Below are 20,176 nucleotides of genomic sequence, written 5' to 3' on the forward strand. Positions count from 1 at the left end.
GGTCATTGCCGCCTGAGACCGAACTGGGACTGATGTGAAGGCGATGTCGCATCCCCATCCATCCGAGCCGCCGCGAACGACCCTCGCAGCGGTTCTGGCTTCCTTCCGGCGGGCGTTGGCGGGAATTGCCTTGATGAGCGGCGTCGTCAATGTCTTGGCGCTGACCGGCTCGTTTTTCATGCTGCAGGTCTATGATCGCGTCATACCCGGCCGCAGCGTGCCGACGCTCGTCGGGCTTGCCGTGTTTGCCGGCACACTTTTCGTCTTTCAGGGCGTTCTCGAACTCATCCGGTCGCGTTTGCTGGTGCGCATCGGAATGGCGCTGGATGCGCGCTTGAGCGGACAGGTCTATGCCGCTCTCATGCGTTTGCCGTTGCGCACCAAGCTCGCAGGCGACGGCCTCCAATCGTTGCGCGATCTTGACCAAGTGCGATCGTTTATGTCGAGCGCCGGTCCGACCGCGCTTTTCGACCTGCCCTGGATGCCGCTCTACCTCGCAATTTGCTTCCTGTTCCATTTCTGGATCGGCATGACGGCGCTGGCCGGCGTGGTGATTCTCTTCAGCCTGACATTGCTTGCCGAAATTCGCACGAGAGAGCCCGCCAGAAAGGCAAACAGTCAAGCGGCAGCGCGCAATACGCTTGCCGAAGCGACACGTCGCAATGTCGAGGTTCTGCAGGCCATGGGCTTTGGATCACGCATCGCCGAGCGCTGGTCAGGGATCAATGCTGACTATCTCGACACCAATGCAACGGCGAGTGACCTTGCCGGGACACTCGGAACGATCTCGAAGATCCTGCGCATGATGCTGCAATCGGGTATCCTGGCCATAGGCGCTTATCTGGTCATCCATCAGGAAGCGACGGGCGGCATCATGATCGCCAGTTCGATCATGATGAGCCGGGCGCTTGCACCAATCGAACTGGCTATCGCGCACTGGAGGGGTTTCGTCACCGCCCGCCAGGCATGGACCCGGTTGACCCAGCTTTTGGTCCTGCTTCCCGAAACTGCGATAAGTGTCTCCCTGCCTGCACCGAGATCTGCTCTTTCGGTCGAAAATATCAGTGTCACACCGCCGGGAGAGCGCCGTATGGTCGTGCAAGACGCCACCTTTGCATTGGAAAGGGGCGTCGGCCTCGGCATTGTCGGGCCGAGCGCTTCTGGCAAGTCATCGCTCGTGCGCGCTATTGCCGGTATATGGCTCCCAGTTCGTGGAACCGTCAGGTTGGATGGCGCAACGCTCGACCAGTGGTCGCCGGAAGAGCTGGGCAACCATGTCGGCTATCTGCCGCAGGATGTGCAATTGTTCGACGGCACCATTGCCGAGAATATCGCGCGCTTCGAACCGCAAGCGCCCTCGGACAAGATACTGGCGGCTGCGCGCGCGGCTGGTGTCCATGATCTCGTCATCCACCTGCCGGAAGGCTACGAGACGCGGATCGGCGAAGCCGGGTCGGCACTTTCGGCTGGCCAGAGACAGCGGATTGCGCTTGCACGGGCTCTCTACGGTGACCCGTTTCTTGTTATTCTCGACGAGCCTAACTCCAACCTCGATGCGGAAGGCGAGGCCGCGTTGACGGAAGCAATTCAAAGTGTCCGCGCTCGAGGCGGCGTTGCCATCGTGGTCGCACACCGGCCGAGCGCGCTGGCAAGCCTGGATCAGGTTCTTGTGATGGCGAACGCCCGCATCGTGGCCTTTGGCCCGAAGAATGAGATCTTGAACAAGATAACTCGCCCAGCAGGCGTTCCCTTGAAGGTCGTTTCCGGGCTTGAAGAGACGGCATCCTGATGGCGCAACGCACGATATTCGCGGCGGATCGCACTATTCGACGCTATCTGCTTGGCGGTGTCGCAACCTGCATCCTGCTGGTCGGCGGGGCGGGGAGTTTGGCTGCGGTCACCACGCTCTCCGGAGCCGTTATCGCTTCGGGAAAATTGGTCGTCGATTCCAGCGTCAAGAAAGTCCAGCATCCAACTGGTGGCGTGGTCGGTCAAATCTTCGTCCGGGAAGGCGATGCCGTGCAATCGGGCAAGGTTTTGATCCGCCTCGATGAGACGATCACTCGGGCCAATTTGGCAATCGTTACCAAGAGCTTGGACGAATTCGAAGCGCGACTGGCTCGCCTTGAGGCCGAACGCGACGGCAAAGGAAGCATCACCTTTCCAGCTTCGCTTGTGTCACGGCAGGATGCCCCTGAGGTTGGTCAGGCGATGGCCGGCGAGCAATCACTGTTCAAATTTCGCCGACAGGCACGCGCCGGTCAGAAGGCTCAGTTGGAAGAGCGCATTGCACAGCTTGCCGAAGAAGTTTCCGGCCTGACCGAGCAAAGAGATGCCAAGAGCCAGGAAATCAAGTTGATCGGGTTTGAGCTCGAAGGCATGCGCGGACTTTGGCAACGCAAGCTGGTTTCAATTGATCGCATAACTGCGCTTGAACGCGATGCCGTGCGGCTTAAAGGTGAGCACGGGCAACTGACTGCGGCCATAGCGCAATCGAAGGGTCGTACGTCGGAGATCCGTTTGCAGATCATTCAGATCGACCAGGATTTGCGCAGCGAGGTGGCGACCGAACTGCGTGACGTCCAGGCAAGGATCTCTGAATTCGTCGAGCGCAAGGTCTCGGCTGAAGATCAGCTCAAGCGTATCGATGTTCGCAGTCCGCAGACCGGCGTCGTTCATCAACTCGGCGTGCACACGGTCGGTGGTGTGATTTCTCCGGGAGAACTCATCATGCTGATAGTCCCGGTGACCGACGACCTGACTGTCGAGGCGCACGTGGCACCCCAAGATATCGATCAATTGACGCCAGGGCAAAGCGCGACCTTGCGGCTGTCGGCATTCAATCAGCAAACAACACCGGAGCTGAACGGTGTCGTGGGCAAGATTTCCGCCGACCTGAATTTCGATGAGAAAACAGGCGCCGGCTTTTACACCGTGCACATTGTTTTGCCGCGCACAGAGCTTACCAGGCTCAAGGGCCTGACCTTGGCGCCTGGAATGCCCGTCGAGGTGTTCTTTTCGACCGGCAGCCGCACCATGCTGTCCTATCTCGTGAAACCTTTGGCGGACCAAGTCCAACGGGCATTCAGGGAAGAGTAGGCTGCGTCTCTGGGCGAGCCGACGAGCTAAATTCCGGAACAAGGGCGCGATTTTGCCGTTTCGCCTGAAACTGGAAGCGATCCCACATGTCCGAGTTGACGAATGAAGAGATCGAGGGGCGGCTGAATGCCCAGCGGGAGACTTTGTCGCTAGTCGTCGCGCTGCTTGCCGGCCTCGACGCCACTTCCGAGCGAATATGGGCAGAACTGGAGGCCCGTTTTCAATTCCAGAATAATCAGGAAGATCCCGGCGCCTTGCCAAGCGGTGCATTCGCCATTGAGAGCGCGATGATGCGGGAGTTCAAGCTGATCGCCGACGAAGCGCGGGCACGCAAGGCGGAATGGAACGACCCGGACAAGCCACCCATAAGAGGGGCTAGCTGAAAATCGCGAGCCCAGCGAGTGCGATGCTGCACCATGGCCAAAGCGCATCGTGTCATCGGGTCTTGTTTAAAACACGAAAACGGGCCTGACCTATGGCAAATCACGGCACGACCCTTCCGACGGTTCTTATTACCGGTAGCAGCGGCTTCCTCGGGCAGGCGATTGCGCGAGGCTTGATTGACCGCTACCGCATCATCGGCCTCGATGTAGCAATGCCGAAACATCCCCCCGCCAACATGGAAACGATCGAGATCGATCTCACCTCCGATGAGGGCGTGAGGAGGGCTGTGGAGGCGGCACGGGTGCGCAGCGGTGGCCGCATCGCCTCGGTCATCCATCTTGCTGCCTATTACGACACGACCGGCAAGGACAATCCGAAATATGACGCCGTCACCGTGCAGGGCACGCGCCGGCTCCTGAATGCGCTGACGGCGATCAAGACCGAGCAGTTCGTGTTTTCCAGCACGCTTCTCGTTCATGCGCCAAGTCCGGGGAAGGGCACGAAAATAGATGAAGACTCGCCGCTCGACCCGGCCTGGGCCTACCCCCAATCGAAAGCCGAAACCGAGGCGCTGATCTCGAGGGAGCGCGGCGAAATCAAAACGGTGATCCTGCGGTTCGCCGGCGTCTATGACGAAGACTGCCGGGCGGCCTTCGTTGCCCAGCAGATCGCTCGCATCTTCGAGCGCTTGCCGACCGCCTATTTGTTCGCCGGCGATATCACCGCCGGCCAGCCCTATCTGCATAAGGACGATCTCGTCGATGCGGTGGTGCGCACCGTCGACCGGCGCGCCGAACTTCCAGTCGAGACCGTGCTTCTGATCGGCGAAGAAGACACACCCTCATACGAGGAGATGCAGAAGCGCATCGGCCGGCTCATCCATGGCGAGGACTGGCGAACCTTGGCGCTGCCGAAGGAGCTGACGAAGCTGGGCGCCTGGTTGCAGACGGAGGTGCTCGATCAGGACACCGACATCAAGCCGTGGATGATCGAGAACTCGGACGATCACTACGAGATCGATATCTCGCGGGCCGAGGCTCTGCTGGGTTGGGCACCACGACACAGCCTGCTGGACACACTGCCGGAGATGATCCGGCGGCTGAAACAGGACCCAACGGATTGGTACGCGGCCAACAAGCTCAATCCGCCCGTTGTCGCGGCTTCGGATCCCGAGATCGAGCAGGCGGAAAGGCGCCTCAAGGGACCGCTCGAGCGAAGCAAGAAAGACGTCGAGGCGGCCACAAAACGGCATCGGTTCAGAACGCTCTGGGCGCCGATGACCAACGCTGCGCTCGGACTGTGGCTGGTCACGTCGCCGATGACGGTTGGCCTGTTCGATCCCGTCGCAGCCGCAATACCTCCCGCTCTGGGACATGCTATTGCGGAGCCCGAATTCCGCAACGCCGGTCTCGGTGTTAGCGAAATCGTTTCCGGCCTGCTCGTGACGGTCTTTGCGTTGCTGGGCATGCTCCAACGCTGGCGCTGGGTGCAGTGGATCACGGCGTCGCTCGGTCTTTGGGTGATGCTTGCGCCGTTGCTGTTCTGGACGACCAGCCCTGCCGCCTATGCTGTCGACACGCTTGTCGGCATGCTGATCGTCGCCTTCGCGGTGATGATCCCGCCGACCCCAGGTATCAGCCGTCGCGCGCTGGCGGCCGACGACGACCGCCCGCTGGGCTGGACCTATTCGCCATCCACCTTCACGCAGCGGATCCCCATCGTGGCGCTGGCCTTCGTCGGCCTATTCGTTTCGCGTTATCTCGCCGCCTACCAGATGGGCCACATAGATGGGCTATGGGATCCGTTCTTCGGCCCCGGCGGCGCACCGGTGCGCAACGGCAGCGAAGCGGTGGTGACGTCATGGGTCTCGCAAGGTTTTCCAATAGCCGATGCAGGGCTCGGCGCCTTCGCCTATTGCCTCGATATCCTCGCCGGCGCGATCGGCGACCGCCGGCGCTGGCGCACCATGCCGTGGATGGTGCTCCTCTTCGGCTTGCTGATCGTTCCGCTCGGCGTGGTCAGCGTCTCCTTCATCATCATCCAGCCACCGCTGATTGGTGCGCTGTGCACGCTCTGCATCCTCCAGGCCGCCGTCACGGTGGTGCTGATCCCCTACTCGGTCGATGAGGTGCTGGCGACCATCCAGTATCTCTGGGGCGCCACGAGGGCGGGCGAGCCGTTCTGGCGTACCTTCTGGAGGGGCGGACCTGCGCTGTCGGAGAACCAGACGCCTGACACCGACCTAGACCGTCCAGCTTCCGCGTTGCTGAAGGAATTTGTCACCGGCGGCGTGAACTTCCCGTGGACGCTGGTTGCGAGCACGCTGCTCGGCGCCTTGCTGATGACAACGCCATTGATCTTTGGCACGCAACCGCCGCTCTATTTCAGCGATCACGTCGTCGGCTGTCTCATTATCATGGTCGCAGTCACGGCCATGGCCGAAATTGTCCGGCCGCTGCGCTTCCTCAATGTAGTGCTTGGTGCATGGATCGCGGTGTCACCCTTCGTGTTTGCCGGCGGTGGAACCATCGCGATCGCGGCGGACGTTGTGATCGGTCTGGCGCTGATCGTGCTCAGCCTGCCGCGCGGCACACGCAGCGACCAACATTATGGCGGTTGGGATCGAGCGATTGTCTGAGCAACTCGACTTCAGCACCTGGCGATCTTGGCCGATATCGTCACGGGTCCAGTGACCAGGTCCGTCACGACGAGGCTTTGACTCCGAGCTTGCGGGCCTTGTCTTCGAAGTCATCCCTGATGTCCTCGATTGTCGGCAGATGCAGGCGCCGCAGCTGAGAGTGCACCTTCTTGGCGGCGTCGGAACTCAGGTCGCGTTTGAAATTGATGACGACCTGCTGAGCGGAGTCGTAATTGCGATAGCGCTCGATCTCGGCCTTGGTCGCCTGCTGCACGTGCTCCAGGGCCTTGCGATCGGCCTCGGATTTTCCATCCCGCTTCGCTCGCATGACCGGATTGAAGGCTTTGCTGATGACGAATTCGGCCAATTCTTGCTGGGCGTGAGCCATGATCATTTCTCCCTCGAAACTGCCTGTCCGGCCTTAACCAACACGGAAATTGAAAGTTTCCCTCAGCGACGGGTTTGTCGCGGCCGGCGCTACATTAACCGCAGGCTTGGAAGCGCTTGGTTCAGCCGATATCTGGTGGCTGTTAGTCCGCAGCAGGTTGGATGGAACCAAGCTGCAAATCTGCCGTTGGCCTCATCAACGAAACACGTGCAGAAGGCGAGACGCACTACGCAAGGTTTCGCGCAACCAAAATCGGGGAGCCGGAGTATGACCAACATGCCAGACGAAACAATTGGCGGAGATCGGATAGGCTCAAGCACAGACAATACCGAGCACGCCGGTGAGCGCAGTCCCGATGGTCATCAGGGCAGAAAGGACAAGCGACAAGATCAAGCCGCCGAGCCGGACAACAACCGTCCGCAAGAGGATCCGGCAGAGGGTTCGCGCGACACGGTGGAGCACGAACTGGATAGACAGGAACAATCGGAGGCACCTCGCGGCGAGGCGAAACGCGCGCGTGACGATCTGCAGGAGCAGATCAAGGAAAAGATCGAGTTGCCTCAACGAGGCTCTGCCTGACAGCGCCGCTCTAGATTTGTTCGCCGAGCAGGATCCTCGCATCCTTGGCCGCGGCGATGAATGCCTGGCGCGCGACTCTTGGCGGCTTTTCGCCGCGGATAACGGCAAGGCAGGCTTCGATTGCAGCGAGCCGCGTCTTGGAGGCTGGCGCCGGCCAGTCCCTCAGCAGCACTTCAGCCGCGTCGGAGACCGACAAAACAACCCTGTCGCGATCGATCCGCCCAGGTTGAACAACAATCGGCTTTCTGAAACGTCTCGTACGCACGACACTCTCCAAAGTGGCAATATGTTAGCCGCGTCTGATCTTCTTGGCCACCTCAAATGTTGATTGCTGTCGGACTTGCTGCTGCCCTGTCCATGCGAGGCTTTGCGACCTCACCACGCCGCGCAGTTTGGCGTAATACAAGGTCACCCCGCGAAGGTGATCTCCCAGCCATATTGTCGGCTGGATTTGGCTATCAGTTGCCAGCTTAGGAGCAGACCCGACGCTGTGCTTCAAGGGGGCCAGGCAGTGTTATGAAATCATTGACTGCAATTGGGGGCTGCTTGGCTCTGTTCGTGTCGGCATGTACCTCATCCGATGAACAACAACTGGGTATCTCGAGCCCGCCGGTGAAATTGGCGGAGCCGCGGGTCGTGATCGAGGCCGACCCTGCGCCTCCGTTCACATATTGGGCACCGGAAGGCTCCACGATACGCAACCATCCGCGAAATCCCGCGATTTGGGTCGCGCAAGTCGCCGGCCAGCCGCAGCGATACTATTACGGAGATCAGTGTCAGGCGTCCCGTTACCAGCATCTTCTGGGTCGACCGCTCACTGAAATGCCGGATCCGCCGAAGGAAGCTGTCTGGCGCACCCACTGCTCGACATGCGCCCGCACCTCCGATCTCGGCTGGGCCCGGATGAACATCAGCTACGATGAGGACACTCGGACAATTGTCGAGATTGCCTGCGGGTGACCGACGATCTCTAGCTTGCCCATCGTCGCACCGCGTTGGGGAAGACAGGCTTAAGCCACAGGCTGCTCGATGATCTATTTCACGGCCGACACACATTTCAGCGATCCCCGCATATTGCGTATCGATCGTCGCCCGTTCGGCTCGCTGGCAGAGCACGATCGAGCGCTGATTTCGCTCTGGAACGAAACCGTCAGCCCGGACGACGAGGTCTGGCATCTCGGCGATTTTGCGAAGGGGTCGGCCGAATTTGTTTCATCGCTCCTGTCGTCTCTTCATGGCCGGAAGCACTTGATTATCGGCAACAACGATAGCGCAGCGACCATCGGCGCCGCAGGTTGGACCAGCACTCAACACTACAAGGAATTGACGATAGACGGCAGGTTGCTGATCCTTTGCCACTATCCTTTTCGCACCTGGAATCAGATCGGCAAGAAATCGATCGATCTGCATGGCCATTCCCACGGCAAATTGACCCCGGTTACACGCCAGTACGACGCAGGCGTCGACAGCTGGGATTTTCGACCGGTCACCCTTCCCGTCATCCTTGCCCGCAGACGTCGGCGAACGGCCCGCAGCGGTATTCGACGCAAGTGATCAAAAACGCGGATCATCCTGCTGTTGGTTACATGTCGGTATTCATTCCTGGTTGAGAGGCGTTTCCGGCGGCTAGATTTGCCGCGAACTCCGCATGGAGTTCATCTTCGTGTCCGAGATAGCGGGGCGAAAAGTGCATCGGCACGGCATGCTCAACACCCGCAAGCCGCGCGATAATGCCGGCTTCGGCCGCCGTGAGGTGCCGCTTCGCGGCAGCCAACTCGCGATCTTCCTGCAGGAAGCCCGCCTCGATAAACAACTGGCTCGCGCCATGCGCAAGCGCAACGACACGCGCAAGATTCGCCTCGTTGAATGCGAGATCGGTCGCATAGACAATCCTCTGTCCGGGACCGGTTCTAAGGGCTCCGGCACCGAGGAGTTCGCCGACCGAGATATTCCGATCCGCGGTTGGGGCGAGCGTCGTTTCGGGATCAGCTCCGCGCCGGACCGCACGCTTGGCTTCGTTCAACCAAGGTCCGACAGGCAAATCAAGTGCTTCCAGCTGCGGTTTTTGCACATTGACCCGGATCTTTTCCTGAAACGCGAATGCAAGGCATGGAACGCCGTGGTCGAGCATTGCTGCTTCGACACGGAAGTCGGGATCATCGAGCAGGATATTTCCCTCGGCTGGGGCTGAAGCCGTGTCCTGCCGAGCGAAGCCCGATCGCGCCCGAAAGAGGCGGGAATGGCGAAGTCCGGCCGGCGTCCAGTCGCAGGCCGCTATCATGAAGTCGTGGGACTGTTCGTCGAGGAGATTCCACGTGTATGCGTTGAGCTTGGCTTGCACGGCCTCGGTCAACCCAGGCGGGCCGAAGAAATGCACTGTTCTATTCCGGTATAGAAATAACCGCAGGAGCCGATCGAAGCCGGCGAAGTGATCCATGTGCATGTGTGATACGAATACGTGGCTGACGCGCAGGATTTCGCGCGGCGAAAGTGGCGACAGATCACCAATGTCGAAGAGCATCGCCCGGTTGCCGAATCTGAAATCCAGAAGAAGCCCCGCATCCGAGAAGGGATCGTTGACCAGGCGCGGCTGAACCAGCAACGTCACCGAATTCACCCGATACTGTTTTCGAATTTCGCCATTAGGCGCTCACCTTCAGACACGACCTGAACCTGAAGTCTATCCTCTCTAATCGTGCGCGCCGGGTAGCGGTTCCCATGGATACCGTTACGCGGAAGATGGCGCGGGCCGGCCAAGCCGGACTGAACGTTTCTGCCATCTTCTGCGTTGTCTCGGTTCGGAGCGAAGGAGCAGACCGCAACGCGGGCAACCCGCGGTCACAACGAGGTAGCACCAGAACGATGACCGAGCACAGAGGCACGCAGCCGAGTGAGGCAAAGGGGACGGTGATCGCATTCTCAGCGCCGGGCTGCGAGCCTCTCTACGCACACGAACGGGAAGCCATGGCTGCCGTTGCCCGCACGATTGCGAGCCTCAAGGGATTTGCCTTCCAGCAGGGTCTAGTCAACAGCAGCGGCAACGGCGAGGGCTTGTATTTCGTGCCGGACGACAGCTTGCTTGCCACTGATGCGGCACGGCTTGGTATCGGCGGACCGCAAGACCTCTTTGGCGGCGTGGTGCCTTGGCGCTTCGCAATGACCAAGGCCATAACCCATGAACTGGTGGACGGCTTGGCCAAACGACCGAAAGAATGGTCGACCGGCTTCGGCAGAACTGTCAGCGCAGCAGTATTGCCTGGCTACACGGTATTTTCGCGGCACGATGCGCTGCGGGCGGCCGAACGTCTGCTGAGGCTCGGGGTCGCCCGGCTTAAGCCGCCGCTTTCCTCGCGAGGCCAAGACCAACACATTGTTCGGACGGTTGCTGACTTCGAGAGGCTGCTTGAGCGGTACCGCTCCTCCGACTTGGACGAGTGCGGTCTGGTGCTCGAAGCGGACCTCCGCGAAATCGTCACGCTGAGCGTCGGCAGAACGGAAATCGATGAGATCATTGTCGCCTATTACGGTACTCAAAGGACGACCATCGATAATGCGGGACAATCCGTTTATGGCGGATCCGATCTCATTGTAGTGCGCGGCGGATGGGAAGCTCTCGAAGACCTTCAGCTTCCTCACGCACTAGCTTTGGCAACGGTGCAGGCGAGGGCCTATGACGCGGCGATGGCTGACTATCCCGGATTTTTCGCCTCGCGGCGCAATTACGATATCGGCCAGGGCCTCGATTCGTCGGGTATCTGGCGATCCGGTGTGCTCGAAGCCAGCTGGCGCATTGGCGGCAGCAGTACTGCCGAGCTTGCGGCAATAAAAGTCATGAAGCAGGACCCGGACATCCAACTCGTCCGCGCGTCCGCAGTTAAGGAGTTCGGCCATATCAGTCGGCTACCGGCAAACGCGGACGTTCACTTTCAAGGAGAAGATCCCGATGAGGGCCCGATCACGCGCTATACTGTCATCACGCAAGCGATCCGGGAGCCCGCCAATTGCGCCGGCTCATGAGTGTCAAATTAGATCGAAAAACGCTTAAACCAGGGAACATCCATGGGCGGCTTGAGTTGTTCGGGATAACCCTGAAGCCAATTCGAAAGGAGGAAAAAGTGATCGAGGTTATTTCTGCTCCTGAGAACGTCGCCGCATTTCGCGTTGCCGGTACCGTGACCGCGCAGGACTACGACAAAGTCATCCCGGCCATCGAGGAGAAGCTGAGCGAACATGAGGAGATCGGCGTCCTGGCGGACCTTACGGATTTGGAGGACATGACGGGCGACGCTTTGCGCCGCGATCTGCAGTACGGCTTGAGCAAACTTGGCGAATTCCACCGCTTCCAGCGTGCCGCAGTGGTGTCCGAAAAACAGTGGATCAAGGCAGCTACGGAGATGACGGGCGCGCTTTTGCCGCAGATCGAGGCGAGGGTGTTCCCGAAGGACGAAAAGGCCCAGGCTCTGGAGTGGGTAGCAGGTGTCCAATAGCAGCATCTAGCTGATCTTCAGACCGCCTTAGGGAGTCGCCATGCCAACCACCTACAACAAGCGGCAGGATTCGGAAGGCCTGTGGGAAGTCTATGACGGCGAGAGCGAGGAAGCCGTCATAGTTGACGGCATGCCGCTTTCCGGGCTGGATGAAGTTGAAGCCAACGAAGCCATTAGAAGGCTCAAGCGGGGCGAACTGACGTCCGACAATATTCCCCCGACGGCTCAGTCCGGGTGGCCTCCGGCTAAAGACGGCATATAATGGGTTCAGGTGTCTTGATCCCTCCGTCGTCTTCGAACAGAGAGCGGACCGATTCAGTGTTGCAAAATCGCGAACCGCGTAAGCCGTTGTCCAGAACCGCACTGGCAGCAATCGCACTTATCTGCGCGCTAATTCTTGCTGCGTTTTTCATAGGCTTTGAATATTCGGCTCCTAATGCAGGCGCGCTCGTTATTCCCGGAGGATCGCAACAATCGCCGTAATGCCCCCATCGCTGTACGTTGCTTGCCGAGTTCGTCGGGCCAGCACGAGCGAGGTTGCAGGGACCACATTTCCAGTGCATTCTCGCCATCGTCCATGACCAAGCAGTATCTCAACCATCAGTTGGAGTGCCCTTATTGCCTGACAATAAGGCTGAGGATTCCGGCCGACGCCGGTCCTGACGACCGGATCTTTTGCGACGACTGTGGCGAGTTCCTGGGAACCTGGGACGATCTGCTTACCGATTTTGAGAGGCAGGGCGGGCAGGATGGGGTATTCCGTCTCGACAAGGGCCGCATCAGGCGGATCGATTGAGCCGCAAGCGAGGCAACCATCGCCTCGGCGGCCTCTGCTCACCAGCGTAACGCTTGCAGCGCCTGACCATGCGACGCGAGTCGCCGGAAAATTTCTGGCGATGCTGAATTGATGTGGAACTTGTTGCTGGCCGGTGGGGTTATCGGACGCCTTCACGTTTAGGAAGGCTAGCTCCAACCCCAGCGGGAGAAGACCATGGCCACTGCGAAGAAATCCACGAAAGCGACAACCAAGGGTCTTGAGGACCTGTTCCTCGACGGGCTCAAAGATCTTTACTATGCCGAAAAGAAGATACTAAGGGCCCTGCCGAAAATGGCGAAAGGTGCTGAGTCGGAAAAGGTGACTGCCGCCTTCGAAAAACATCGCATGGAAACGGAAGGTCACGTCGACCGCCTCGAGGAAGTGTTCGAGAAATTCGGCAAGGCAGCACGCGGCAAGACCTGCCCGGCGATCGACGGCATCATTGAAGAGGGCTCCGAGATCCTCGAAGACTATGAAGGTGCTCCTGCGCTCGACGCCGGACTGGTCGCAGCGGCGCAAGCCGTCGAGCATTACGAGATCGCCCGGTACGGCACTCTGATCGCCTGGGCAGAACAGATGGGAAAGGCCGACGTTGCCGCCCTTCTCAAAGCGACGCTCAAGGAAGAGGTCGCAACGGACGAAGCGCTGACGGGTCTAGGCGAGGGGGGTGTCAACCAACGCGCTCTTCAAGCGGCCGCATAATTGCTTGTGCCACCGGGTTGCGGAGCCCCGGCAGGGATCGCCAGGGCTCCGCTCCGAAGAGGCGGGTATCGGGCTTGCCATCCGGAATTCTTGAACCGGCCTGACTGACCGTCAGTTGCAGGAAAGGCACTGCGCAGTTGTCAGGCGGAGAGAGCAGGATCATGGATCCCGTGTTGTGGATAGCTTTCCTGGGGACCGTAATCTCGATGCAGGCCCCGCCCGGCCCCGACAGCATGCTTGTGACAGCACGCGGAATTGCTCACGGACGAAGTACGGCGTTTTTCACGGTGCTGGGCATGACCGTCGGAGCGGGGCTTGTTCAATTGCCTCTCCTCGCGTTAGGCGTGTCTTCATTGGTTGGGGCGTCGCCCCTCGCATTCAGTCTGCTCCGATGGTCCGGCGCCGCTTACCTGTGTTGGCTCGGAATAAGCCTATTGCTCTCGTCAGCCACGGAAGTTGCCATCGAAGAGCATAGAAATCTTGGTCCGCCAGCGGCTGCACGAGAAGGAATGATCGCCAACCTCATAAATCCCTGGCCAATGATGTTCATGGTTGCGTTCCTGCCGCAATTCGTTGACCCGGCTCGAGGATCGGTGACGCTGCAATTGCTGTTGCTGGGTGGGACACAGAAAATCACAGGTGTATTGGTGCTGGGCGCGTACGCGCTCGCGTCCGGTGCGGTTGGCGAGTGGATCCTGAAGCAGCCAAAGATACGGCTCTGGCAGCAGCGCATCGCCGGCTGTTTTATCATTGGCCTGGGCATTCGCATGGCCGTGAGTGGCGGAGCGACCCGTTAAACTAGCCGACCCCGCGGCTATCGTATCCCTCTTGCCTTCACAGTCGCTAACCAAAAGGCGGGCGATTGCCCGCCTTCCCATGGTTCAGTTCTTCGACTCGCCGCCGAGCTTTTTGACATTGCTGCAGAATTCAGGGTGGGTGTTGGCGGCGTTGGGGTTTGCCATCTCCTCATCGCAGACTTTTGTCATTGCCATGCGGTCCTCGTCCGTCAGCGCTTTCCACGCCGTCGTGAACGCGTCGTCCGACCGCAGAGTCTTCATGCTGGAGTCCGTGTAGAACGGCTCCATCTTTGCAGGGTCATCCAAGGCAGACGTGCCTGTGTCGGCGCCTGCCGCGAGAGAAACGCCGCTTACCAAAGAAAGCGCCATCGCGCCTAAACAGATCATCTTGTAGTTCATGGCAAGACCCTTTCCGTTGTTTAAAGGTCGCTAATGCAACCGCCTGCTGGCAAACGGCGTGTTTCAGAAAAGGTTCCTATCCCACCTGCTGGCAGGCCGCCCGATCGGCGCTTTCTACAATCAGCGAGGCGTCCTGTGCATCCGGCTCTGCCCGCCACCATTAATGCGGCATGCCTGCCGACGGAACAAAGCGCCTGCTTGACTGTTCGATTCCAAACACGAGAGCCGTCCGATGATCGCCTGCTGCAGCTTGTTGCCATAGAGGATGATTAATCCGATGGATGTCTCCATTGGCCTCCACGTCACGCCAGCGGCAGTGCGTGCCCAATGAGCGAACTGGCTCGCAAGGACCCCGGCCGAAAAAAGCCGCGACGGGAGGGTAGCGGCATCGGCCGGGCCCTTGGGCTCGGGCTGATCACCGGCGCGGCCGACGACGACTGCTCGGCCATCGGAACCTACGCCAGCGCCGGGGCCAGGTTCGGTCCCGACCTGCTCTGGACCGCGCCACTTACCCTGCCGATGATGTACACTGTCGTGTATCTCTCATCGAAGCTGGGCCAGGTCTCCGGACGCGGGCTCTTCCAGGTCATTTCCGACTTTTACCCGCGATGGCTCTTGTGGTCGGTGTTGGTGGGCGTGCTGATCGGCAACACCATCGAGGCTGCCGCGGATCTCGGGGCGATGTCTGCGGCTCTCAATCTGTTCGTCCCGCTGCCGGTTCCGTTGATCGTGGTTGGCGTCGCCGCCATTATTTTCGCTCTGCAGGTTTTCGGCTCCTACAAACTGATCCGAAACGCCTTCCGGTGGCTGGCGCTGACGCTGCTTGCCTATGTGGTTTCCGCCGTCCTCGCGAAACCGGACGCATTGTCTGTTCTGTACGGCACTCTGATCCCAAAAATCGAGTTCAGCCGTGAGTACCTGTCCATCCTCGTTGCCATCATCGGCACGACGCTCTCGGCATATCTCTATACCTGGCAGTCCAACCAGGAGGTCGAGGAAGAGATTGCAGAGGGCAGGACGACTCTCAAAGAGCGGAAGGGAGCGACGGAAGGCGAACTTCGCCGGTCTCGCCGCGACATCTTGATCGGTATGACGTTTTCCAATTTGATCATGTATTTCATCATTCTTTCGACGGGATCAACCCTCTATGAGGCAGGTCAGACCCAGATTGAGACAGCCGCCCAGGCAGCCGAAGCGCTGCGGCCGCTTGCCGGTGATGCGGCAGGAATTGTCTTCTCAGCCGGCGTGATCGGCGTCGGCTTTCTGGCCGTTCCAGTCATGACGACCGGCGCCGCCTTTGATCTTGCGCAGGCGATGGGTTGGAAGCACGGCATGAACGACAAACCTCGCCAGGCTCCCAAATTCTACATCGCGACCGGAGTGATCACACTGTTGGCGGTGGGGCTCAATTTCATCGGCTTCAACCCGATGAAAGCCCTGGTCTGGTCCGGTATTGTGCAGGGTTTTTCTACTCCGCCTCTGCTGCTGCTGATCCTCATCATGACCAACAACCGCAAGATCATGGGCGACAAGGTGAACAGCCCCGGCACAAACGTCCTTGGCGGCGTGACGACATTGGCGACCTTTGCTGCGTCAGTCGGGCTAGTGGCGACCTGGTTCATCTAGCGATACGCCGGCATCGCGCGATCTGTTGAAGAAGCGCTCGACCAAGTTTCGCAATCAGCAAACCCAACGGCTGAAGCAGATCGGCTGGGCGCAGCGGAACTCGCGCTGCTCTCGCCCGTTAGCTTTTTTCAGTCGACATCCTTCGCACAGGAGCCCGCCATGCTTATCGAGCACCAGAGCAAGCGGCCGAACATCGATCCAACCGCCTATGTGGCTCCGACAGCGGTGATCTGCGGAGACGTGGCGATCGGTCCACACACGCACGTCTCGTTCGGGGCGGTGATCGAGGCGCATGGCGCGCCGGTACGGATCGGCGCCCAGTGCGTCGTCCGCGAGAACCTCAACATCCGCAGCACGAGCCGGAACGCCGTCGAGATCGGCGATAATGTCCTGATCGGGCCGCTCTGTTCACTCAAGGGCTGTATCGTCGCGGACGAGTGCTTCCTGGCAACGGGCGTCAAAATCTATCAGGGCGCGGTCAGTGGGCGACGCACAGAGGTTCGCATCGACGGCGTGGTCCACGTGCGCAGCGTCCTGCCGCCGAACTCGCTCGTCCCGATCAAATGGGTGGCGGTCGGCGATCCCGCTGAGATGTTCCCGCCCGACAAGCACGAGAAGATCGACGCCGTCCTCGCCAAGATGAACTTTGCCGAAGAGGTCTACGGGCTGCAGCGACAGTCCGGCATCGGCGTCGACATGGACATGAAGAAGGTCACCCAGCGCGAGGCGAGCGGGCTCGCCGATCATCGCGACGACCGGGAGCTATAGCCAGGAGCAAGGATCACGACGGAGCTTCCGCCGTTCCTTCACCTCGGCTCCGCCGCCCTGCCAGCAACGGCAACAGCCCGGCCAGCGCCGATCCAGACGATCGAGGAAAGGAGTCTGAATATGCGCCCGCGACCCGTCAACGATTTCGCCTCTCCGGCGGCACGGAGTTGTCCTTTATCACGGCCGGTGACGCGTCGACGCCGGCGGTGCTGCTCCTGCACGGCTTTCCGGGCTCGGCAGGCTATTTTCGTGGGGTCCTCCCCAACTGTCGCAGGCCGCATACGTGATCGCCGCGGATCTACCTGGCTTCGGCGAAGGCGAAAGTGCAGGCGAGCGTGAGTGCCGCTACCCCCTAGATCTTTGTGATGTCGAAGTGATCGGCGTCCGTCTCGCCTACGAAGACCTGGGCGATGGCCCGGCGATATTGTTCATCGATGGCTTCGACGACGTGGCTCGACATTCGACCGCACGATGTGGCTCGCGCGATAGGCGGCGGTTTACTGACGAGAGCGATGCATCGGAGCCGGTGAATGGAACATCTGCCGACAATTGCCGTTGATATGCTCATCAGGCGAAAGGGCTGCATATGTCAAAACTTCAGGCGGCAACTCCAGAGGATTTGGAACGGCTCAAGCTCGAGGCGTCGGCCTATTTTGGCCCGAAAATGCTCAAAGAAGCATTATTGCGGCTTTGCCAGGCTTGCGGAAGCGATACCCTTGATCGGTTCGAGAAAACAATGATCGATCAGATCGAGGCAATGCAAGATGATGATAAAGCCAACTTCGAAACACTGAAGGAATTTGCTATCGAACAGCTTTATGCCTGTGTTCGAGAAGTCAAGTCTTCACCTGACATGAAACAGCCACTGGAGGAAGCAGAAACCCGACGGACATCTGGTCGGTCGCAAAAGCCGGAAACCCTGGAAGACCAGCTGCAGGCCGGCCTCGAGGATTCTTTCCCCGCAAGCGACCCGCCTGCTGTGGTGTCTACAGCGATCCCCGGCGGATCGAAGAAGCTGGTCGGGACTGACGAAGTCCTGAAAAAGCAGCGAGAGGAGGCGGCTAAGAACAACAGCCGCTCATAGACAGTCGGTCCTAGTGACGGATGCTTTTGCCCACTTGGTTCTACGGCTCCAGTCAAGCATGCGAACAGACGGCCAGCATGCACCGGCGTCAGAGCTTGACGGCCGCCTCCCGCGCCCACAGCCGCAACTTCCGGCAGGCTTGGACGAACTTCTCAGCCGTCTTGTTTGATTCCAGCCTTATCAGCCCTTCATCCGCATCCGCATCGACGCCTGCCTTGGCCAGCAGCGGCTCGGCTCCCGACGTGAAACCGATGAATTTGCAATGAGCGAACGCATCGGAAACGAAGTCCTTTGCGGCGGCTTCCTTGGCCAGCAGTTCGGCGCCCGGCTCCGAGAGCATAAGCACGACCGCGTCGAACAGGACCGACGGACCGCCGTCGATCATGTGTCTCGCTTCGATCTGCGTGCCATCGGCCGCATCTACGCCGCCGACCTTTGCGGCGACGACCTCCATCACCGCGCCTTCCTTTTCGACCGCGGTTCGGAGTTGCTCGAACAGCGCAGCATCCACGCCGTCGCTGACCAGCACGCCGACCTTACGGCCTCCGAAGCTCTCCGGCCCGTTATTGATGATGCTGAGCGCCGGCGAGGGCTCCAGGTCGTCTCGCGGCGGCACCGCAGCGTCCGCCGGACTTGGCATCTTTCGAATGCCAAGCTTGTCGGCAACGGTGGCCGCCAGCGCCTCGTCGATGTTCAGCAGATGGGAAACCGTTCGCTCGCGGATTGCCGGTGTCTGGACCTTGCTCAATTCGAATGTCAAAGCCATGACGATGTGGCGTTGTTCCGGAGGCGTCTGGCTGTTGAAGAACAGCCGCGCCTGGCTGTAGTGGTCGGCGAAGCTTTCCGCCCGCAGCCGCACTTTCTGGCCCTGCTCGGCATCGGCAAAGGAACGGTAGCCGCGCTGGGGATCCTCGCGCGGACCCATACCCCACGAATTTGGCTCATAATTTGCACGGCCTACCGGATTGCGCATAGCCATGTGTCCGTCCTGCTGAAAATGAGCAAACGGGCACTTCGGTGCGTTGATTGGAAGGTGGGTAAAATTCGGGCTGCCGAGCCGCTTCAGCTGGGTGTCGAGATAGGAAAAGTTGCGTCCCTGCAGCAGCGGGTCATTGGAAAAATCAATGCCGGGCGGCACGTTTTGCGTCATGAACGCCACTTGTTCGGTCTCGGCGAAGAAATTGTCGGGCATACGATCCAGGACCAATCGTCCCACCGGGATCGGCCTGAGGATTTCTTCGGGAATGATCTTCGTGGCGTCGAGGACATCGAAATCGAAGCTGTCCGCAAAGTCCTGATCGAAGAGCTGCACGGTAAGTTCCCATTCCGGGAAGTTGCCGGACTGGATCGCCTCCCACAGGTCGCGGCGATGAAAATCCGGATCGGCACCATTGATCTTGACTGCCTCGTTCCAGACCACCGACTGCATGCCGAGCTTTGGTTTCCAGATGAATTTGACGAAGGTGGATTCGTCGTCGGCGCTGACGAAGCGGAAGGTGTGGACGCCGAAGCCCTGCATGAAGCGGAAGGAGCGCGGGATCGCACGATCCGACATGATCCACATGATCATGTGCATCGATTCCGGCATCAGGCTGATGAAATCCCAGAAATTGTCATGCGCGGTCTGGGCCTGCGGGAAGTCGCGGTCCGGTTCCTGCTTGGCGGCATGGATCAGATCGGGAAACTTGATCGCGTCCTGGATGAAGAAAACCGGGATGTTGTTGCCGACCAGATCCCAATTGCCTTCCTTGGTGTAAAGCTTGACGGCGAAACCGCGCACGTCGCGGGCCAGGTCGAACGAGCCCTTGTTGCCGGCGACTGTCGAGAAGCGCACGAAAACCGGCGTCTTTTCGCCAGCACGCTGGAAAATGTCGGCGCGCGTGTATTTGGCTAGCGATTCATAGGTTTCGAAATAGCCGTGTGCGCCGTAGCCGCGAGCATGAACGACCCGTTCGGGAATCCGCTCGTGATCGAAATGGAAAATCTTGTCACGAAAGTGGGAATCCTCGATCAGCGACGGGCCACGCTCGCCGATCTTCAGAGTGTTCTGATCGTCGGAGACAGGCGTTCCGAGCGCAGTGGTGAGGACAGGCGTCTCGCCTTCCGCCAGTTGGTGAAGCTCACCGCCGTTTCCCCGCTCGACATTCTGGTTGCGACCGTTTGCGGGCCGTCTTTCTGAACGCTGCCGGGACTGCGCCATGACTGTTGCTCCTCGATGAATGAAGGCCGGAACCACCGGCTCAGGGCGTCGAACTTCCGGCGCGCCGCTTTGTTCCCGCAAAAGGACTGGCGCCTTTGCTTGCGGAACAATGGCGAATTGACGTCGCTGTCTGTCCAATGGAGCGACCTTGGCCGTGTTCCGGGCGGGCGGCACTCACCCGCAACAGGAGTTCAGCCGCGCAGTTACG

The 20,176-nt window shown here is 59.8% G+C and carries 22 protein-coding genes; 17 read left to right on the plus strand and 5 right to left on the minus strand.

The features are described from left to right. Positions 1 to 43: 43 nt before the first annotated feature. The 4 genes from EOB36_RS13745 (at position 44) to EOB36_RS13760 (ending at position 6,121) form a co-directional block, all read left to right on the plus strand. Entirely contained in the window at positions 44 to 1,789 is a 1,746-nt protein-coding gene (locus tag EOB36_RS13745; protein WP_128285043.1) for a type I secretion system permease/ATPase, read from the plus strand. Then, positions 1,789 to 3,099, plus strand: coding sequence for an HlyD family type I secretion periplasmic adaptor subunit (locus EOB36_RS13750; protein WP_128285044.1), 1,311 nt, complete (start codon positions 1,789 to 1,791; stop codon positions 3,097 to 3,099). Before EOB36_RS13745 ends, EOB36_RS13750 begins: the two co-directional genes overlap by 1 nt. A gap of 86 nt (positions 3,100 to 3,185) precedes the next feature. Then, complete coding sequence (locus EOB36_RS13755) at positions 3,186 to 3,482, plus strand: hypothetical protein (RefSeq protein WP_128285045.1); 297 nt, start codon at positions 3,186 to 3,188, stop codon at positions 3,480 to 3,482. A gap of 92 nt (positions 3,483 to 3,574) precedes the next feature. Then, positions 3,575 to 6,121, plus strand: a complete 2,547-nt coding sequence (locus tag EOB36_RS13760) for an NAD-dependent epimerase/dehydratase family protein (protein WP_128285046.1) — start codon at positions 3,575 to 3,577, stop codon at positions 6,119 to 6,121. Between the two features lie 64 nt (positions 6,122 to 6,185). Here the strand turns inward: EOB36_RS13760 and EOB36_RS13765 are convergent, their stop codons facing one another. Beyond that, the gene (locus EOB36_RS13765; protein ID WP_245467792.1) at positions 6,186 to 6,488 is read right to left on the minus strand and encodes a hypothetical protein; all 303 of its coding nucleotides are present in this window, start codon (positions 6,486 to 6,488) and stop codon (positions 6,186 to 6,188) included. Positions 6,489 to 6,776: 288 nt separating this feature from the next. Between EOB36_RS13765 and EOB36_RS13770 the strand changes: the two genes are divergently transcribed. Then, positions 6,777 to 7,088 (plus strand): hypothetical protein, encoded by a 312-nt coding sequence (locus EOB36_RS13770; RefSeq protein WP_128285048.1) that lies wholly within the window; start codon positions 6,777 to 6,779, stop codon positions 7,086 to 7,088. A gap of 10 nt (positions 7,089 to 7,098) precedes the next feature. Here EOB36_RS13770 and EOB36_RS13775 read toward each other — a convergent pair whose 3' ends face one another. Further along, positions 7,099 to 7,353 (minus strand): DUF982 domain-containing protein, encoded by a 255-nt coding sequence (locus EOB36_RS13775; protein ID WP_128285049.1) that lies wholly within the window; start codon positions 7,351 to 7,353, stop codon positions 7,099 to 7,101. Between the two features lie 251 nt (positions 7,354 to 7,604). On the opposite strand from EOB36_RS13775, the gene EOB36_RS13780 reads away from it, so the two are divergent. Together EOB36_RS13780 and EOB36_RS13785 are read left to right on the plus strand one after the other, a co-directional pair. Further along, positions 7,605 to 8,048 (plus strand): hypothetical protein, encoded by a 444-nt coding sequence (locus tag EOB36_RS13780; protein ID WP_128285050.1) that lies wholly within the window; start codon positions 7,605 to 7,607, stop codon positions 8,046 to 8,048. A gap of 69 nt (positions 8,049 to 8,117) precedes the next feature. Further along, the gene (locus tag EOB36_RS13785; protein WP_128285051.1) at positions 8,118 to 8,642 is read left to right on the plus strand and encodes a metallophosphoesterase; all 525 of its coding nucleotides are present in this window, start codon (positions 8,118 to 8,120) and stop codon (positions 8,640 to 8,642) included. A gap of 28 nt (positions 8,643 to 8,670) precedes the next feature. Here EOB36_RS13785 and EOB36_RS13790 read toward each other — a convergent pair whose 3' ends face one another. After that, positions 8,671 to 9,696, minus strand: a complete 1,026-nt coding sequence (locus tag EOB36_RS13790; protein WP_206637166.1) for an MBL fold metallo-hydrolase — start codon at positions 9,694 to 9,696, stop codon at positions 8,671 to 8,673. A 254-nt stretch (positions 9,697 to 9,950) separates the two neighbouring features. Here EOB36_RS13790 and EOB36_RS13795 point away from each other — a divergent pair, with 254 nt between their 5' ends. The 6 genes from EOB36_RS13795 (at position 9,951) to EOB36_RS13820 (ending at position 13,891) form a co-directional block, all read left to right on the plus strand. Next, a complete protein-coding gene (locus tag EOB36_RS13795; RefSeq protein WP_281035487.1) occupies positions 9,951 to 11,105 on the plus strand; it encodes a DUF3182 family protein in 1,155 nt (384 codons plus the stop codon). A gap of 98 nt (positions 11,106 to 11,203) precedes the next feature. Beyond that, entirely contained in the window at positions 11,204 to 11,575 is a 372-nt protein-coding gene (locus EOB36_RS13800) for an STAS/SEC14 domain-containing protein (protein WP_164897521.1), read from the plus strand. Positions 11,576 to 11,615: 40 nt separating this feature from the next. Next, a complete protein-coding gene (locus EOB36_RS13805; RefSeq protein ID WP_095486377.1) occupies positions 11,616 to 11,837 on the plus strand; it encodes a hypothetical protein in 222 nt (73 codons plus the stop codon). A 315-nt stretch (positions 11,838 to 12,152) separates the two neighbouring features. Beyond that, a complete protein-coding gene (locus EOB36_RS13810; RefSeq protein WP_095486378.1) occupies positions 12,153 to 12,371 on the plus strand; it encodes a hypothetical protein in 219 nt (72 codons plus the stop codon). A 195-nt stretch (positions 12,372 to 12,566) separates the two neighbouring features. Beyond that, the gene (locus tag EOB36_RS13815; RefSeq protein ID WP_095486379.1) at positions 12,567 to 13,094 is read left to right on the plus strand and encodes a ferritin-like domain-containing protein; all 528 of its coding nucleotides are present in this window, start codon (positions 12,567 to 12,569) and stop codon (positions 13,092 to 13,094) included. A gap of 206 nt (positions 13,095 to 13,300) precedes the next feature. Then, complete coding sequence (locus EOB36_RS13820) at positions 13,301 to 13,891, plus strand: LysE family translocator (protein WP_128285064.1); 591 nt, start codon at positions 13,301 to 13,303, stop codon at positions 13,889 to 13,891. Between the two features lie 84 nt (positions 13,892 to 13,975). On the opposite strand, the gene EOB36_RS13825 is transcribed toward EOB36_RS13820, so the two are convergent. Next, entirely contained in the window at positions 13,976 to 14,290 is a 315-nt protein-coding gene (locus tag EOB36_RS13825; protein ID WP_095486380.1) for a hypothetical protein, read from the minus strand. Between the two features lie 327 nt (positions 14,291 to 14,617). On the opposite strand from EOB36_RS13825, the gene EOB36_RS13830 reads away from it, so the two are divergent. The 4 genes from EOB36_RS13830 to EOB36_RS13845 all read left to right on the plus strand — a co-directional run bounded on the left by EOB36_RS13830 (position 14,618) and on the right by EOB36_RS13845 (position 17,768). After that, on the plus strand, positions 14,618 to 15,916 hold the full coding sequence (locus EOB36_RS13830) for an Nramp family divalent metal transporter (protein WP_128285055.1): 1,299 nt from the start codon (positions 14,618 to 14,620) through the stop codon (positions 15,914 to 15,916). 159 nt (positions 15,917 to 16,075) lie between these two features. Continuing rightward, positions 16,076 to 16,684 carry a gamma carbonic anhydrase family protein gene (locus EOB36_RS13835; protein WP_128285056.1) on the plus strand — a complete coding sequence of 203 codons (609 nt, stop codon included), beginning with the start codon at positions 16,076 to 16,078 and terminating at the stop codon, positions 16,682 to 16,684. Positions 16,685 to 16,967: 283 nt separating this feature from the next. After that, the gene (locus EOB36_RS34670; RefSeq protein WP_206437525.1) at positions 16,968 to 17,243 is read left to right on the plus strand and encodes a hypothetical protein; all 276 of its coding nucleotides are present in this window, start codon (positions 16,968 to 16,970) and stop codon (positions 17,241 to 17,243) included. A gap of 27 nt (positions 17,244 to 17,270) precedes the next feature. Continuing rightward, complete coding sequence (locus EOB36_RS13845; RefSeq protein WP_128285057.1) at positions 17,271 to 17,768, plus strand: hypothetical protein; 498 nt, start codon at positions 17,271 to 17,273, stop codon at positions 17,766 to 17,768. A gap of 88 nt (positions 17,769 to 17,856) precedes the next feature. Here the strand turns inward: EOB36_RS13845 and EOB36_RS13850 are convergent, their stop codons facing one another. Further along, on the minus strand, positions 17,857 to 19,968 hold the full coding sequence (locus EOB36_RS13850) for a catalase (RefSeq protein ID WP_128285058.1): 2,112 nt from the start codon (positions 19,966 to 19,968) through the stop codon (positions 17,857 to 17,859). Positions 19,969 to 20,176 lie beyond the last annotated feature (208 nt).

Origin of the sequence: Mesorhizobium sp. M6A.T.Cr.TU.017.01.1.1, from assembly GCF_004023115.1 — a bacterium.
Classification (GTDB): Bacteria; Pseudomonadota; Alphaproteobacteria; order Rhizobiales; family Rhizobiaceae; genus Mesorhizobium; species Mesorhizobium mediterraneum.

Bases quoted from the DNA above. Each gene is read 5' to 3' on its own strand.
- EOB36_RS13745 (WP_128285043.1), top strand. From the start codon at position 44: ATGTCGCATCCCCATCCATCCGAGCCGCCGCGAACGACCCTCGCAGCG.
- EOB36_RS13750 (WP_128285044.1), top strand. From the start codon at position 1,789: ATGGCGCAACGCACGATATTCGCGGCGGATCGCACTATTCGACGCTAT.
- EOB36_RS13755 (WP_128285045.1), top strand. From the start codon at position 3,186: ATGTCCGAGTTGACGAATGAAGAGATCGAGGGGCGGCTGAATGCCCAG.
- EOB36_RS13760 (WP_128285046.1), top strand. From the start codon at position 3,575: ATGGCAAATCACGGCACGACCCTTCCGACGGTTCTTATTACCGGTAGC.
- EOB36_RS13770 (WP_128285048.1), top strand. From the start codon at position 6,777: ATGACCAACATGCCAGACGAAACAATTGGCGGAGATCGGATAGGCTCA.
- EOB36_RS13780 (WP_128285050.1), top strand. From the start codon at position 7,605: ATGAAATCATTGACTGCAATTGGGGGCTGCTTGGCTCTGTTCGTGTCG.
- EOB36_RS13785 (WP_128285051.1), top strand. From the start codon at position 8,118: ATGATCTATTTCACGGCCGACACACATTTCAGCGATCCCCGCATATTG.
- EOB36_RS13795 (WP_281035487.1), top strand. From the start codon at position 9,951: ATGACCGAGCACAGAGGCACGCAGCCGAGTGAGGCAAAGGGGACGGTG.
- EOB36_RS13805 (WP_095486377.1), top strand. From the start codon at position 11,616: ATGCCAACCACCTACAACAAGCGGCAGGATTCGGAAGGCCTGTGGGAA.
- EOB36_RS13810 (WP_095486378.1), top strand. From the start codon at position 12,153: ATGACCAAGCAGTATCTCAACCATCAGTTGGAGTGCCCTTATTGCCTG.
- EOB36_RS13815 (WP_095486379.1), top strand. From the start codon at position 12,567: ATGGCCACTGCGAAGAAATCCACGAAAGCGACAACCAAGGGTCTTGAG.
- EOB36_RS13820 (WP_128285064.1), top strand. From the start codon at position 13,301: ATGCAGGCCCCGCCCGGCCCCGACAGCATGCTTGTGACAGCACGCGGA.
- EOB36_RS13825 (WP_095486380.1), bottom strand. From the start codon at position 14,290: ATGAACTACAAGATGATCTGTTTAGGCGCGATGGCGCTTTCTTTGGTA.
- EOB36_RS13830 (WP_128285055.1), top strand. From the start codon at position 14,618: ATGAGCGAACTGGCTCGCAAGGACCCCGGCCGAAAAAAGCCGCGACGG.
- EOB36_RS13835 (WP_128285056.1), top strand. From the start codon at position 16,076: ATGCTTATCGAGCACCAGAGCAAGCGGCCGAACATCGATCCAACCGCC.
- EOB36_RS13845 (WP_128285057.1), top strand. From the start codon at position 17,271: ATGTCAAAACTTCAGGCGGCAACTCCAGAGGATTTGGAACGGCTCAAG.
- EOB36_RS13850 (WP_128285058.1), bottom strand. From the start codon at position 19,968: ATGGCGCAGTCCCGGCAGCGTTCAGAAAGACGGCCCGCAAACGGTCGC.